Raw genomic sequence first — 14,928 nt, 5'->3', positions numbered from 1 at the left:
CCGACCGCGCGTGCTCAGCCGGCAAAGGGGATGCCCGCTTCGCCCTGCACGTGCAGATCGACGGCGAACAGGCCGCCGGCCAGGGGCTGCAGTGCGCGTTGCGTTTCGTTCAACCCGGTACGCGCGGTGGTGATGTACAACGTATCCAGGTCCTTGCCGCCAAAGGCGCAACTGGTGACGTTGGAAGTCGGCAGACGTACCAATGCGCGTACATCGCCGTCTGCTTCGTGACAGGCGACGGCGGCACCGCCCCAGCGGGCAATCCACAGGCGGCCGTTGCGGTCGGTGGTCATTCCGTCGGGAGCGCCGCTCCAGCCGGGGTGCTGCAACCATAGGCGACGCGGGCCCAGCGAGCCCTGTTGCGGATCGAAGTCGTAGGCCCAGGTACGGCCGAGTCCGGTTTCGTTGACGAACATGGTTCGGCCATCGCTCGACCAGGTCGGTCCGTTGACGATGCGCAAGCCCTGCGCGTGCACGCTGCAGCTACCGTCGGCGTCGAAGCGGTAAAGCGAACCGGCTGGGCGTTCGCAGGCCATATCGGTGGTGCCGGCCCAGAAACGGCCACGGGCATCGCACTTGCCGTCGTTGAAACGATTGTCCGCGGGTTCCTGCGCTGGGGCGTGCAACCGCGTCAACGAAGCATCGGAGGGATCGAAAACGGCGAAGCCGCTGCGCAGGGTCACCAGCAGGCCCGGTTTCCCGGCGCGCTCGGCCACGGCGCTGACGGGTTCGTCGAAATCCCAGCTGCGGCGCACGCCGCTGTCCGGGTCGAACCGATGCAGGCGCTGGCCGAGGATGTCGACGAAGAACAGCGCTTGTTTGCGCGCCGACCAGTAAGCGCCTTCGCCGAGTTCGGCGGCCAGCGGCCAAACGCAACGGACGGGGCCGCGTGCCAGTAATTCCTTCATTCCCGCGTCGGGCTCAATGCGAGTCGCGGCCGACCGTGTCGCCGCTGCCGCCGACCAGAATGTCGAGGTCGGCGCCCAGATGCGCCTGCTGCACATGGTCGACATACAACTTGGCCCAGCCGCGCGTTGGGCGGGGCGGCTCGCGCCATTCGGCCCGGCGTCGCGCCAGTTCGGCTTCGTCCACGTCCAGATGCAAGCGCCGGCCGGGGACATCCAGTTCGATGAAGTCGCCATCGCGCACGAGGGCGAGCGGGCCGCCGGCGGCGGCTTCGGGCGAGACGTGCAACACCACGGTGCCGTACGCGGTGCCGCTCATGCGGGCGTCGGAAATGCGCACGACATCGGTGATGCCGCGACGGAGCAGTTTCGGCGGCAGCGGCATGTTGCCGACTTCGGCCATGCCCGGATAACCGCGGGGACCGCAATTCTTCAGCACCATCACGCAGGTCTCGTCGATGTCCAGCGCTTCGTCGTCGATGCGCGCCTTCATGTCCTCGATGTCCTCGAAAACCACGGCGCGGCCGCGGTGCCGCAGCAGGTTCGGCGATGCGGCCGACGGCTTGATCACCGCGCCGTCGGGCGCCAGGTTGCCGCGCAGCACGGCGATGCCGGCTTCTGGCTTGAACGGTTCTTCCGCCGTGCGGATGACTTCGCGGTTCCAGCACGGGGCGTTGGCGATGTCCTCGCCCAACGTGCGGCCGCCGGCGGTCATCGCATCCAGGTGCAGATGCGGGGCGATCTCGCGCAACACCGCCGGGAGGCCGCCGGCGTAGTAGAAGTCTTCCATCAGATAGCGACCGGAGGGCTTCAGGTCGACCAGGCAGGGCAGGCGCGAACCGATCCGGTCCCAGTCGTCCAGGCTGAGCTGCACGCCGATACGCCCGGCCAAGGCCTGCAGGTGGATCACCGCATTGGTCGAACCCCCGATCGCGGCATTGGCCATGATGGCGTTCTCGAACGCCGCTCGGGTGAGGATCCGGGACATGCGCAGGTCTTCATGGACCATCTGTACGATGCGGCGGCCACTCAGCTGCGCCAGGCGGAAGCGTCGCGAATCGACCGCGGGAATGGCGGCGTTCTCGGGCAGGGACAGCCCCAGCGCCTCGACCATGCTGGCCATCGTCGACGCCGTACCCATGGTCATGCAGCTGCCCTTGGAGCGCTGCATGCAGGCTTCGGCCTCGACGAATTCCTCCTGCTTCAATCCGCCCGCACGAACCATTTCCGACATCTGGATGACCCCGGTGCCCGAGCCGACCGGCTGGCCGCGCCAGTTGCCGGACAGTGAAGGCCCGGCGGAGAGGCCGAGGGTGGGCAGGTCGACGCTGGCCGCGCCCATCAGCAGCGAGGGCGTGGTCTTGTCGCAGCCCATCAACAGCACCACGCCGTCGATCGGGTTGGCGCGGATCGACTCTTCCACGTCCATGCTGGCCAGGTTGCGGAACAGCATCGCGGTGGGTCGCATCTGGGTTTCGCCCAGCGACATCACCGGGAACTCCAATGGGAATCCGCCGGCCTCGTAGACGCCGCGCTTGACGTGTTCGGCCAGCTCGCGCAGCGAACTGTTGCACGGGGTCAGCTCCGACCAGGTGTTGCAGATGCCGATCACCGGCCGCCCGTCGAACATGTCGTGCGGAGTCCCGAGTTCCTTCAGCCAGCTGCGATAGTAGAAACCCTGTTTTCCGTCGCGGCCGAACCATTCCTGACTGCGCCGGCGGGGTTTCTTGGGGGAGTCCATAGAGGGGCGAATCCTGTGGCCGGCGGGCGAAAGGCGATTGATCGTGCCTAGGCATTGGGTGCTTTACGCCGGCGATGCTACAGGGCATATTGATACTGTAAAAATAACAATTTACGCGTTATCGATATAAATATATTCATCGATTCGCGAACCATTCGGAGGCCCTCAAATGCAGCATCCAGACACCGCGGAGCTACCGGCGGAGACCCTGTCCATCGGACGGGCCCGCTATCCCGAGCTGTCGGGGCGACGGGTGTTCATCACTGGCGGAGGCAGTGGCATCGGCGCGGCGCTGGTCGAGGCTTTCGCCCGCCAGGGCGCGCAGGTGGCGTTCGTCGACGTGGCCACGGAGGCCGGCGCGGCGCTCGCGGATCGCATCGCCGCGGAAGGACATCCGAAACCCTGGCAGCGACGCTGCGATGTGGTCGATGTGGCCGCGCTGCAGCAGGCCATCGCCGACGCCGCGTCCGAACTGGGCGACTTCCACGTCCTGGTCAACAACGTCGGCAGCGACGATCGCCATGCGCTGGCCGAGGTCACCCCGGAATACTGGGACCGGCGCGTCGCGATCAATCAGCGTCCCGCGTTCTTCGCGATCCAGTCGGTGGTGCCTGGCATGCAGCGGCTGGGCGGCGGTTCCATCGTCAACCTGGGATCCACCGGCTGGCAGACCAAGACCGGCGGCTATCCGGTCTACGCCACGGCCAAGTCGTCGGTGAACGGCTTGACCCGCGGCCTCGCGCGCGAGCTGGGAGCGTCCCGCATTCGCGTCAACGTGGTCACGCCGGGCTGGGTGATGACCCAGCGCCAGATCGAACTATGGCTGGACGAAGAGGGCGAGCGCGAACTGAAGCGCAACCAGTGCCTGCCGGACAAGGTGTTGCCGGAGGACATCGCCGCGATGGTGCTGTTCCTGGCCTCGGATCAGTCGCGCGCGTGCACCGCGCAGGAGTTCGTCGTCGACGCCGGTTGGTCCTGACGCCGGCGGTGGTCCGGTGGGCTAGAGCGGGGCGTAGGTTTCGCTGGCCGCATCGCGCAATGCCTGCAGCGCGATCTGCGCGCCCGGCGAAAGCAGCCAATCGGTGCGGGTGACGATCCCGAACGAATCCATCTTGCAGGACAGTTCCACCGGCACGATCCCGACCATGCCGAAGTCGGCGTAGTGCCGGGCCACATCCAGCGGCACCACCGCCAGGTAATCGCTTTCCTGCAGCATCTTGGTCAGGAACAGCAGTGCGGCGGTGCCGATGACCCGCTGCGGGGCCTGCAGGCCGGCGCTCTGGAACATCAGTTCGAAGCGATGGCGCAGCACGCTGCCTTCCGGCGGCACGATCCACATGGCCCTGGCCAGATCGTCGAGTCCGGGACGGGACAGGGAGAAAATCGGATGCTCCGGCCGCGCGATGACGCAGATGTCCTCCTCGGCCAGCGCTTCGTATTGCAGGTTGCGCTTGTCGTGGCGCGCGAACAGGCGGCCTACCATCAGGTCCAGGCGGTTCTGTTCCAGCCGTTCCAGCAGCACGTCGCTGCTCTCCACCAGCAGGGAGACCTGCAGGTCGGGATTGGCCTGGGAGATCCGGGCCAGCGCGATGGGCAGCAGGCTGATCGCAGGGCCAGCGATCGATCCGATCGACACGGTACCGGCGCGACCGGCCTTCAACGCCTCGATCTCCGCCCCGGCCGCGCCCAGGCTGGACAGGGCGATGCGGGCGTAGCGGATCATGCTCTCGCCGTACCATGAGGGTCGCATGCCGCGCGGCAGGCGTTCGAACAAGGACACACCCAGCATGTCCTCCAGGTCCTTGAGCAACTTGGAAGCGGCCGGCTGGGACATGTTCAGCACTTCGGCGGCGCGATGGATGTTGCCCTCTTCCTCGATCGCGATCAGCAGCATCAGCTGGCGGGTCTTGAGGCGCGCGCGTATGAACCAGGGGGCGGAATGCATTTGGGCGGCTTCGTATAATTGGATATATATAGATTACGACGAAATATGTATTTGTCGCATATCGATTTCCAGCCCACTATCGCAGGGTCGCCGCTACCGCCCTGCCATGCCCCGGGCAGGCAGGCCGGGCTGACTTTTCAATGGCAGGGTGGAACCCGATGCGTTTGATCCAGTTTCTCGACGACACCGGCGGTACGCGAGTTGGCGTCGTCGATCCGCAAGGCCAAAGGGTGCAGGCCCTGGATGGCGTGGATTCCACCTACGACTTGGCCACGCTTGCCATCCGCAACGGTCGTGGCCTGCAGCAGCAGGCTGCGCTGCATGGCACGGGCGGCGGCTACGACTACCCGCAGCTGCTTGCGGAAAGCCGCGTGCTGACCCCGTTGCACCACGCCGATCCGGCGCATTGCCGGGTCACCGGTACCGGCCTGACCCACCTGGGCAGCGCTTCGGCCCGCGACGCGATGCACCAGAACCTCAAGCAGCAATCCGACGCCGGCACGCTGACCGACTCGATGCGGATGTTCCAGTGGGGGGTGGAAGGAGGCATTCCGCAAGGCGATGCGCCGGGCGCGCAGCCGGAATGGTTCTACAAGGGCGACGGCGGCATCGTCGCGGCCCCGGGCGCAGCGCTGTCGTCGCCGGATTTCGCCCTGGACGGCAGTGAGGAGCCGGAGCTGGTCGGCCTGTACCTGATCGGCCCGGATCGCGTGCCGCACCGGCTGGGTTTCGCCGTCGGCAACGAGTTTTCCGATCACGTCACCGAACGCCAGAATTACCTGTACCTCGCGCATTCCAAGTTGCGCGCCTGCGCGATCGGGCCGGAATTGCGCGTCGGCGAACTCCCGCGCGACCTGCGCGGCACCAGCCGCGTGCTGCGCGACAACCGCGTGCTGTGGGAAAAACCGTTCCTGACCGGCGAGGCCAACATGTGCCATTCGATCGCCAACCTGGAATACCACCATTTCAAGTATGCCGAGCACCGTCGCCCGGGCGACGTCCATCTGCATTTCTTCGGCACGGCCACGCTGAGCTTCGCCGACGGCGTGCGCACCGAGCCGGGCGATGTGTTCGAAGTGGAGTTGCCCGATCTCGGCGCGCCACTGCGCAACACCTTGAGCACGATAGGCTCGGGCTTCGCGCTGCATGGCGTCCGTGCGCTGTAGCCAACGGCGGCGATACTGGGTGGCCGTAAAGGGAGGAGGATCATGGGAAAATCGTTCTTGCTGGGAATGATGTCGTTGCTGGTCCTGTGCGGCTGCTCGCCGAGCGGCGCCGACCGACAGGCAGACAGGATCACCGTCGGGTTCAGCCAGGTCGGGGCGGAAAGCGAATGGCGTACCGCCAATACCGCGTCGGTGCGCGCGGCGCTGGAAGCGCCCGGTTTCAACCTGAAGTTTTCCGATGCGCAGCAGAAACAGGAAAACCAGATCAAGGCGCTACGCTCGTTCATCGCCCAGCGCGTGGACGTGATCGCGTTCTCCCCCGTGGTCGAATCGGGTTGGGAAACCGTGTTGCGCGAAGCCAAGGCGGCGCGGATCCCGGTGGTGCTGACCGATCGTGCGGTGAAGGTGTCCGATGACTCGCTGTACGCGACCTTCATCGGTTCGGATTTCGTCGAGGAAGGACGCAAGGCCGCGCGTTGGCTGCTGCAGGACAGCGAAGGCAAGCCGGGACCGATGCGGGTGGTCGAGCTGCAAGGCACGGTAGGCTCCGCGCCCGCCATCGATCGCATGAAAGGCTTCCATGAAATTATCGACGCGGACCCGCGCTTCCGGATCGTTCGCTCGCAGAGCGGCGACTTCACCCGGGCCAAGGGCAAGGAGGTCATGGAGGCCTTCCTCAAGGCGGAGGATGGCAAGATCGACGTGCTGTTCGCGCACAACGACGATATGGCCATCGGCGCGATCCAGGCGATCGAGGAAGCGGGGCTGAAGCCGGGACAGGACATCCGCATCGTTTCCATCGACGGCGTGCGGGGCGCATTCGAGGCGATGAAGGCGGGCAAATTGAACGCCACCGTCGAATGCAACCCGCTGTTCGGCCCGCGCCTCGCCGAGCTGGTGCGCGACGTGCATGCCGGCAAGCCCGTGCCCAAGCGCGTGGTGGTCGAGGAAGGCGTGTTCGTCGCCAGCCAGGCCGCGGCCGAATTGCCGAAGCGAAAGTACTGAGGCACGGCATGCCGTCGACTTCGCCGGTGGTGCTGGAGGCGCGCGGGTTGGGCAAGCGCTTCGGCGCGACGAAGGCGCTGGACCGCGTCGATCTGGTCTTGCGTCCCGGTGAGGTGCACGCGCTGATGGGCCAGAACGGGGCCGGCAAGTCGACCCTGATCAAGTTGTTGACCGGCGTGGAGCGCCCCGACCAGGGCGAGCTGCGCATCGATGGCCGCCCAATCGCCCCGGAAAGCCCGCTGCAGGCGCAACGGGCGGGCATCAGCACGGTGTACCAGGAAGTGAACCTGTGCCCGAATCTTTCGGTCGCGGAGAACCTGTACGCTGGTCGTTATCCGCGCCGCCGCCTGCTCGGCACGATCGACTGGGCCTTGGTGCGGCGCGGAGCCCGCGAACTGTTGCGGCAATTGCACCTGGACATCGACGTCGACGCGCCGCTGGGAAGTTTCCCGGTGGCGATCCAGCAGATGGTGGCCATCGCGCGCGCGCTGGGCGTCTCGGCGCGCGTGCTGATCCTCGACGAGCCCACGTCGAGCCTGGACGAGAGCGAAGTCAGGGAGCTGTTCCGCATCCTCGCGCAGCTGCGCGAGCGTGGCATGGCCATCCTGTTCGTCACCCATTTCCTCGACCAGGTCTATGCGGTCAGCGATCGCATTACCGTTCTGCGCAACGGACGCCTCGTCGGCGAATACGTCGCGGCGGAATTGCCGCAACCCGCGCTGGTGTCGGCGATGGTCGGCCGGGAGGTGCGGCTGGCCGAGCCCGTTGAGGCAGCCGGGCCGGCCCGGGCGGATGTCCCGCTCGTCCTGGACGCGCAAGGCCTCGGCCTGCGCGGAAAACTTCATCCGACCGACCTGCAGATCCATCGCGGCGAAATGCTGGGGCTGGGCGGCCTGTTGGGCTCCGGTCGCACCGAACTGGCCCGGTTGCTGTTCGGCCTGGACCGCGCGAAACAAGGGCGCCTGCGCATCGAGAGCGAAGAAGTGGCGCTGCACCATCCGGCCGATGCCGTGCGGCTTGGTCTGGCGATGTGCCCTGAAGAGCGCAAGACCGAAGGCATCGTCGCCGACCTGTCGGTGCGCGAGAACATCGTGCTCGCGCTGCAGGCGCGGCTGGGATGGCAGCGCTTCCTGTCGCGCGCGAAGCAGGACGAACTGGCGCGACGACTGATCGAGGCGCTGGACATCAAGGCGGCGGATATCGAAACGCCGGTCGGGCTGCTTTCGGGCGGCAACCAGCAGAAGGTCGTGCTGGCGCGTTGGCTGGCGACCGATCCGAAGCTGCTGATCCTCGACGAGCCGACGCGCGGCATCGACATCGCCGCCAAGCAGAACCTGATGGCCGAAGTGGTGCGCCGCGCACGCGAGGGCATGGCGGTGCTGTTCATTTCGGCCGAGGTGGAAGAACTGGCGCGCCTGTGCGACCGCATCGCCGTCATGCGTGGACGCGGCAAGGCCGGCGAACTGCCGGGTGGTTGCGGCGAACCGCGGGTGCTGGCAATGATCGCGGGCGATTGACGGCCATGGAAACGACTCGCCCGCACACCAGTCCGCCGCCATCCAGGTGGGAACGGGTACGCGCCTGGCTGGCTTGGCCCTTGTTCTGGCCCCTGCTGACGTTGGCGCTGTTGCTGCTGGGCAACGGATTGTTGAATCCCGGGTTCCTGTCCTTGCAATGGCGCGACGGACATCTGTACGGCAATCTGGTCGATATCGCCAACCGCGCCGCGCCGTTGGCGCTGGTGTCGCTGGGCATGACCCTAGTCATTGCGATACGCGGCCTGGACATTTCGGTGGGCGCCGTGCTGGCGATATCGGCCACGGCCGCGGCTTGGACCATTGGCCCACAACAGGGCGATGGCTTGGTGCCGCTGTTCCTGGCGATTGCCGCCGCGCTCGCGATCGGGGCGCTGTGCGGATTGTGGAATGGGGTATTGGTGGCCACGGTCGGCATGCAGCCGATCGTGGCGACATTGATATTGATGGTCGCGGGCCGGGGCATCGCGCAGTTGCTCAGCGGCGGCCAGGTATTGACCATCTACTACCCGCCTTACGCCTTCCTCGGCAAGGGCTTCCTGCTCGGCGTGCCGTTCTCGTTGTTCGTCGTGGCATGCGCGTTCGTGTCGCTGCAAGGGCTGCTGCGGCGCACGGCACTGGGTCTGTTCGTGCGATCCATCGGTCACAACCCCCTGGCGGCCCACGTCGCAGGCGTGCGCGCTCGTGCGATCACGATCGCGGCCTACGTGACCTGCGCGCTCACCGCATCGGTGGCCGGCCTGCTGGTCAGCTCCAACGTCAGCAGCGCCGACGCCAACAACGCCGGACTGTTGCTGGAACTGGACGCGATTCTCGCCGTGGCTCTGGGAGGAACGGCGCTCGGCGGCGGGCGTTTCCACCTTGCCGGCAGTCTGGTCGGCGCGTTGATCATCCAGACCCTGACCACGACGATTTATGCGGTCGGTGTGCCCCCGCAGGTCAACATGGTGGTGAAGGCCTTGCTGGTGTTCGCGGTGATGCTGCTGCAATCGCCCGAGTTTCGCGCCTGGGTCAGGACGCTGACGGCTTTCCACGGACGGGAACGACAGTCGTGAATGCGCTCGCTCGATCCGACACGACCCCATCTGCGCGCGCGCAGGGCAGGTGGCGACGCAACTCCGCCTACGCTCCGCTGTTGACCACGCTGGCGCTGTTCGCCGCCATGGTCGGGGCCGGCGGCATCCTGTATGACGGGTTCCTGTCGCCGCAGGTTTTCCTGAACCTGCTGGTCGACAACGCCTTCCTGTGCATCGTCGCGGTTGGCATGACCTTCGTGATCCTGAGCGGCGGCATCGATCTCTCGGTCGGCGCCGTGGTCGCCTTCAGTACGGTACTGCTGGCGCAATTGGTCCAGCGCCACGGCTGGCATCCGCTCGTGGCCATCGCGCTGGTATTGGCGTTGGGCGCCGGCTTCGGTGCACTGATGGGCGTGTTGATCCGGCGTTTCCGCCTGCAGCCGTTCGTGGTCACCCTGGCCGGAATGTTCATGGCCCGCGGTCTGGCTACCTTGATCAGCGTGGATTCGATCGACATCGACCACCCCTTCATGACATCGGTCGCCTACCTGCGCATACCGGTCGGCGGAGGCAACACCCTGTCGGTGGGCGCGGTGATCGCGTTGCTGGCGGTGGCGGCAGGGGCGTTGCTGGCCGCCACGACCCGTTTTGGTCGCACGGTCTATGCGATCGGCGGCAACGAAACCGCCGCTCGCCTGATGGGCTTGCCGGTGGACGCCGCTGCGATCAAGGTCTACGCGTTGAGCGGGTTCTGTGCTGCACTGGCGGGCGTGGTCTATACGTTCTACATGCTCTCGGGTTACAGCCAGCATGCGGCCGGACTGGAGCTCGATGCGATTGCCGCGGTGGTGATCGGCGGAACCCTGTTGAGCGGCGGCAGCGGCTACGTGGCCGGCACGCTTGCCGGGGTGCTGGTGCTCGGGGTGATCCAGACCCTGATTTCGTTCGACGGCGAACTGAGTTCCTGGTGGACGCGGATCGCCATCGGCGCGTTGCTGCTGGTGTTCTGCCTGTTGCAGCAACTGTTCTGGAGAAAGCGATGACGCCGCGCGCGCAGATGGCCTGCTTGTCGAGCAGCGCGCAAGCCGCTGGATCCGTAGGAGAAGGCCCGTGACCGTGGAAACAGCCGCAAGCCCACCCGTGGCCAGCGCAAGGGTGGGCTCCATGCAGCGCCTGGCCCTGCGCGAGAAGATCGGATACGGCCTGGGCGACGCCGGCGGCAACGTCATCATCGTGCTCACGATGAACTTCCTGAACTTCTTCTACACCGACGTATACGGCATTTCGCCGGCGACGGTCGGCTTGATGTTCCTGGTGGTCCGGGTGTTCGACGCGCTGGTCGATCCGGTCATGGGGATGATCGCGGACCATACGCGCAGTCGCTGGGGACGCTACCGGCCCTGGCAGTTGTGGGTATCGGTGCCGCTGGGCGTCGTCGTGGTGCTGGCCTTCACGGTGCCGCCATGGCATGGGGACGCGCGGATCGTCTGGGCCTGCGCCACGTACCTGTTGCTGTCGCTGGGCTACACCGCGATCAACGTGCCGTACTGCGCGCTGATCAATGCGATGACGGTGTCTCGGCAGGAAGTGGTGTCGTGCCAGTCGTGGCGGTTCGCCCTGTGCGGCGCGGCCGCGCTGCTGGTGTCGATGTCGCTGCCCTGGCTGGTCAAGGCCTGGGACGGTGGACAGGGCCCCGCGCGTGGCTACCAATTGTCGGTGATGGCGATGTGCGCGGTCGCCGTCGCGATGCTGCTGTGCTGCTTCTTCTGGGTCCGCGAACGCATTGCGCCCCAGGTGGAGGCGTTCTCGCCGCGGCGGCTGCTGGAGGCGGTGCGCCGCAACGACCAGTTGCAGCTGATGCTGGTGATGTCGTTCCTGCTGATTACCATCCTCAACCTGCGCGGCGGCGGGTACATGTATTTCATCACCTACGTGCTGCAGGGCGGGGCCGGATACTCTTCGCTGTTCTTCGGCGTCATCGCCGTCGCGGCCATACTCGGTGCGGTGCTGGTCAATCCCTTGGCCCGGCGCATGGACACCGTGCGCTTGTACCGCAACGTGAACCTGGTGATGGCCGGGTTGTCGGTGCTGATGTGGTTCATTCCGGGCGGCACGCAATGGCAGGCCGCATGGCTGCTGGTCATGCTGTGCAGCGGCGTGGTGCTGGGACTATGCCTGCCGCTGCACTTCTCGGTGATGGCCTTCGCCGACGACTACGGCCAATGGAAGACCGGCGTGCGCTCGTCGGGCATGAACTTCGCGTTCAACCTGGTGTTCATCAAACTGGCGTGGGCCGCCGGCGCCGGCATCATCGCGCTGGTGCTCTACCTGGTCCGCTACCGGGCCGGCGTGGCGCAGACCGCCACTTCGATCGCCGGCATCACCGCGATGCAGACCTTGATTCCGGCGGCGATCCACCTGCTGCTGGCGTTCGTGCTGGGCTATTGCCGGCTCGACGACGCCACGATGCGCCGCATCGAACGCGATCTGGAACAACGTAGCGCCTGAACTTCTCCCCTGGACCGATCCGCAATGTCCGACACGCAAGACCTCGACCTCCACCGCATCCGCATCACCTCGCCGTTCTGGGCGCAGTACCAGGCGCTGGTCCGCGACGTGGTGGTGCCCTATCAGTGGCAGGCCCTGAACGACCGCATCCCCGATGCCGAACCCAGCCACGCCATCGCCAACTTCCGCATCGCCGCGGGACTGGAGCAGGGCGATTTCTTCGGGATGATCTTCCAGGACAGCGACGTGGCCAAATGGCTGGAGGCCGTCGCCTACCTGCTGTGCCAGCAGGCCGATACCGAACTGGAACGCGCCGCGGACGAAGTGATCGAGGTGCTTGCCGCCGCGCAACAACCGGACGGTTACCTCAATACCTATTTCGCCCTCAAGGCGCCGCAGGAACGCTGGAGCAACCTGGCCGAGTGCCACGAGCTGTATTGCGCCGGCCATCTGTTCGAAGCCGGCGTGGCCTACTTCCAGGCGACGGGGAAGCGCCGATTACTGGATGTGTGCTGCCGTTTCGCCGACCACATCGATGGCGTGTTCGGCCCGGGGCCCGGCCAGTTGCGCGGCTATCCGGGGCATCCAGAGGTCGAACTGGCCCTGTTGCGTCTGCATGAAGCCACCGGCGAGTCGCGTTATCTCGAACTGGCGCGCTTCTTCGTCGAGCAGCGCGGCACCCAGCCGCATTATTACGACGTCGAGTTCGAGAAGCGCGGGCGCACCTCGTACTGGGACAGCCACGGTCGCGACTGGATGGTGCGCGACAAGGCCTACAGCCAGGCGCATGCGCCGATCGTCGAACAGCGCACGGCGACCGGGCATGCGGTGCGCTTCGTCTACCTGATGGCTGGCGTCGCCCACCTGGCCCGCCTCAGCGGCGACGAAACCAAGCGCCAAGCCTGCCTGCGCCTGTGGGACGACATGGTCGAACGGCAGATGTACATCACCGGCGGCATCGGCGCGCAAGGCTGGGGCGAGTCTTTCACCAGCGCCTACGATCTTCCCAACGACAGCGCCTATGCGGAAAGCTGCGCCTCCATCGGCCTGATGATGTACGCCAGCCGCATGCTGCAGTTGGAAGGCGATGCCCGCTTCGCCGACGTGATGGAGCGCGCACTGTACAACACGGTCCTGGCCGGCATGTCGCTGGATGGAACCCGTTTCTTCTACGTCAACCCGCTGCAGACGGTACCCTCGATCATGGGCGGCAACCACGTGTACGACCACGTCAAGCCGGTACGCCAGCGCTGGTTCACCTGCGCCTGCTGTCCGCCGAACATTGCCCGCCTCCTGGCCTCGCTGGGCGCGTACGTATACACGCAGCGCGACGATGCGCTGTACGTGAACCTCTATGTCGGCAGCGACGCCGAAATCCGGCGCGACGGCGCGCGCTTCACGCTGCGCCAGCATGGCGACTATCCGTGGCAGGAGCGGGTCGAACTGGAAATCCTCGCGGATGCGCCGTTCGCCACGACGCTGGCCGTGCGCATTCCCGACTGGTGCGCACGACCGCGACTGGCCATCAATGGCGAAAGCGTGGAAGCGGTGCCGAGGAAGGGCTACGTCCACCTGCAACGCGAATGGCGACCGGGCGACCGGATCGCGCTGGATTTGCCGATGCCGGTGCTCCGGATTGGCGCGCACCCTTCGTTGCGCCATGCGGCAGGCAAGGTGGCCCTGCAGCGCGGCCCACTGGTCTATTGCCTGGAGCAGGCCGACAACGGCACCGACCTGCACCAGCTCGCGTTGCCGGCGAATGCCGGGTTCGAATTGCAGGAAGGCAACGGCGTATTGGCGGGGAAGACATTGATCCGCAGCGAAGGCCTGCGCGTCGCGCCGGATACGGCGGGCGGTCTGTATCGCTACGATGCGCCCGAGGCGGCCGTGCAGCGCCAGCCGCTGCTGTTCGTGCCGTATTTCTGCTGGGCCAATCGCGGCGAAGGCGAGATGCGGGTCTGGGTGGATGCCGCAGGCTCCGGCGCACGCCATGTTGCGTGAGTTCGGCCGCCTGGACGACGGACGCAGCGTCCACGCCATCGCGCTGGGCGGCGCGTCGGGCCTGCAAGCCGAGATATTGAGCTACGGCGGCGTCTTGCGCCAACTCAGCGTGCCGGGCCCTACGGGACGCGTGTCGGTCGTGCTGGGCCATGCCGACCTTGCGGCGTACCAGCCGAACGAGGACTACCTGGGCATCCTGGTCGGCCGCTTCGGCAACCGCATCGCCCGCTCGCGTTTCGCCTTGGATGGGCGCGAGCATCTGCTCAGTGCGAACGAAGGTCGCAACCACCTGCATGGCGGGCATCTGGGTTTCGGCCGGCACCTCTGGCGTATTTCGGAAAGTGCGGCGGACCGGCTGGTGCTGGAGCACCGTTCTCCCGCGGGCGACGAAGGTTATCCGGGAACGCTGGACGTCGCCGCCAGCTTTCGCCTCGATGGCGATTGCCTCGAGCTTGCGTATACGGCGACCACCGACGCACCCACGCCGGTCAACCTGACCCATCACCCGTACTTCAATCTCGCCGGCGATGCCGCGGTGCCCGCGGCGCGGCAATGGTTGCGCGTGCCGGCCGACCGTTATCTGCCGGTGGATCGTGAGCTGATACCGACCGGCGAGATCGCTTCCGTTGCCGCGACGCCTTTCGATTTCCGCCAACCCGCGATGATCGAACGGAACGCCCGCCCGCCGCATGAGCAGATCGTGCGCGGGCGAGGCTACGACCATTGCCTGGTCCTGGCCAACGATGCCGACTGCGTGGCCGAACTGTACTCGCCGCACAGCGGCGTGGCGATGCGGATCGTTTCCGACGCGCCGGCCGTCCAGTTCTACGAAGGGCAGGGCTTGGATGCGCGCCACCCCCATCTCGGGCGTGGAGTCTGCCTGGAGCCGCAGGGTTTTCCCGATGCCCCGAACCGACTGGAATTTCCCGGCGCGATCCTGCAGCCGGGCGAAACCTATCGCCGACGCATCCGTTACTGCTTCGCTGCGGTTCCGCCGCATTCGGATTGGAACGACGCGATCGCCGCGCTGAATCGCTGCGCACCGGAAGGGCTCGCGCCATGACCCACGCATGCCGGTACGTCGCCCGTCGCCATCCCCACGCCGT

General features: G+C 66.4%; 12 protein-coding genes. 9 read left to right on the top strand and 3 right to left on the bottom strand.

The window, feature by feature from the left end; all coding sequences use genetic code 11:
• Positions 1 to 14: 14 nt before the first annotated feature.
• On the bottom strand, positions 15 to 908 hold the full coding sequence (locus tag J5837_RS03360; RefSeq protein ID WP_210535300.1) for an SMP-30/gluconolactonase/LRE family protein: 894 nt from the start codon (positions 906 to 908) through the stop codon (positions 15 to 17).
• A gap of 13 nt (positions 909 to 921) precedes the next feature.
• Positions 922 to 2,646: an IlvD/Edd family dehydratase gene (locus tag J5837_RS03355; protein WP_210535299.1), complete on the bottom strand. Its 1,725-nt coding sequence runs from the start codon at positions 2,644 to 2,646 to the stop codon at positions 922 to 924.
• A 169-nt stretch (positions 2,647 to 2,815) separates the two neighbouring features.
• On the opposite strand from J5837_RS03355, the gene J5837_RS03350 reads away from it, so the two are divergent.
• Positions 2,816 to 3,625: an SDR family NAD(P)-dependent oxidoreductase gene (locus J5837_RS03350; RefSeq protein WP_244755575.1), complete on the top strand. Its 810-nt coding sequence runs from the start codon at positions 2,816 to 2,818 to the stop codon at positions 3,623 to 3,625.
• Positions 3,626 to 3,646: 21 nt separating this feature from the next.
• On the opposite strand, the gene J5837_RS03345 is transcribed toward J5837_RS03350, so the two are convergent.
• Positions 3,647 to 4,591, bottom strand: a complete 945-nt coding sequence (locus tag J5837_RS03345) for a LysR family transcriptional regulator (RefSeq protein ID WP_210535298.1) — start codon at positions 4,589 to 4,591, stop codon at positions 3,647 to 3,649.
• Between the two features lie 158 nt (positions 4,592 to 4,749).
• Here J5837_RS03345 and araD1 point away from each other — a divergent pair, with 158 nt between their 5' ends.
• From araD1 to J5837_RS03305, 8 genes are all read left to right on the top strand, one after another.
• Entirely contained in the window at positions 4,750 to 5,757 is a 1,008-nt protein-coding gene (gene araD1 / locus J5837_RS03340; protein ID WP_210535297.1) for an AraD1 family protein, read from the top strand.
• Positions 5,758 to 5,799: 42 nt separating this feature from the next.
• Complete coding sequence (locus tag J5837_RS03335; RefSeq protein WP_210535296.1) at positions 5,800 to 6,762, top strand: ABC transporter substrate-binding protein; 963 nt, start codon at positions 5,800 to 5,802, stop codon at positions 6,760 to 6,762.
• Positions 6,763 to 6,770: 8 nt separating this feature from the next.
• Positions 6,771 to 8,279 carry a sugar ABC transporter ATP-binding protein gene (locus J5837_RS03330; RefSeq protein ID WP_210535295.1) on the top strand — a complete coding sequence of 503 codons (1,509 nt, stop codon included), beginning with the start codon at positions 6,771 to 6,773 and terminating at the stop codon, positions 8,277 to 8,279.
• An 80-nt stretch (positions 8,280 to 8,359) separates the two neighbouring features.
• A complete protein-coding gene (locus tag J5837_RS03325) occupies positions 8,360 to 9,352 on the top strand; it encodes an ABC transporter permease (protein ID WP_244755572.1) in 993 nt (330 codons plus the stop codon).
• 77 nt (positions 9,353 to 9,429) lie between these two features.
• Positions 9,430 to 10,356, top strand: coding sequence for a galactofuranose ABC transporter, permease protein YjfF (yjfF, locus tag J5837_RS03320; protein WP_280518214.1), 927 nt, complete (start codon positions 9,430 to 9,432; stop codon positions 10,354 to 10,356).
• 67 nt (positions 10,357 to 10,423) lie between these two features.
• On the top strand, positions 10,424 to 11,821 hold the full coding sequence (locus J5837_RS03315) for an MFS transporter (protein ID WP_343227626.1): 1,398 nt from the start codon (positions 10,424 to 10,426) through the stop codon (positions 11,819 to 11,821).
• Positions 11,822 to 11,845: 24 nt separating this feature from the next.
• Positions 11,846 to 13,822 carry a glycoside hydrolase family 127 protein gene (locus J5837_RS03310; RefSeq protein WP_210535293.1) on the top strand — a complete coding sequence of 659 codons (1,977 nt, stop codon included), beginning with the start codon at positions 11,846 to 11,848 and terminating at the stop codon, positions 13,820 to 13,822.
• Positions 13,812 to 14,885 (top strand): aldose epimerase family protein, encoded by a 1,074-nt coding sequence (locus J5837_RS03305; protein ID WP_210535292.1) that lies wholly within the window; start codon positions 13,812 to 13,814, stop codon positions 14,883 to 14,885. Before J5837_RS03310 ends, J5837_RS03305 begins: the two co-directional genes overlap by 11 nt.
• Positions 14,886 to 14,928 lie beyond the last annotated feature (43 nt).

This window comes from Pseudoxanthomonas helianthi, from assembly GCF_017939625.1.
Lineage (GTDB): Bacteria > Pseudomonadota > Gammaproteobacteria > Xanthomonadales > Xanthomonadaceae > Pseudoxanthomonas_A > Pseudoxanthomonas_A helianthi.
This window is presented reverse-complemented; position numbering and strand designations above follow the sequence as displayed.

Excerpts from the sequence above, each read along its gene's own strand:
- J5837_RS03310 (WP_210535293.1), top strand. The coding sequence starts at position 11,846 with ATGTCCGACACGCAAGACCTCGACCTCCACCGCATCCGCATCACCTCG.
- J5837_RS03360 (WP_210535300.1), bottom strand. The coding sequence starts at position 908 with ATGAAGGAATTACTGGCACGCGGCCCCGTCCGTTGCGTTTGGCCGCTG.
- araD1 (WP_210535297.1), top strand. The coding sequence starts at position 4,750 with ATGCGTTTGATCCAGTTTCTCGACGACACCGGCGGTACGCGAGTTGGC.
- J5837_RS03345 (WP_210535298.1), bottom strand. The coding sequence starts at position 4,591 with ATGCATTCCGCCCCCTGGTTCATACGCGCGCGCCTCAAGACCCGCCAG.
- J5837_RS03335 (WP_210535296.1), top strand. The coding sequence starts at position 5,800 with ATGGGAAAATCGTTCTTGCTGGGAATGATGTCGTTGCTGGTCCTGTGC.
- J5837_RS03305 (WP_210535292.1), top strand. The coding sequence starts at position 13,812 with ATGTTGCGTGAGTTCGGCCGCCTGGACGACGGACGCAGCGTCCACGCC.
- J5837_RS03355 (WP_210535299.1), bottom strand. The coding sequence starts at position 2,646 with ATGGACTCCCCCAAGAAACCCCGCCGGCGCAGTCAGGAATGGTTCGGC.
- J5837_RS03330 (WP_210535295.1), top strand. The coding sequence starts at position 6,771 with ATGCCGTCGACTTCGCCGGTGGTGCTGGAGGCGCGCGGGTTGGGCAAG.
- J5837_RS03350 (WP_244755575.1), top strand. The coding sequence starts at position 2,816 with ATGCAGCATCCAGACACCGCGGAGCTACCGGCGGAGACCCTGTCCATC.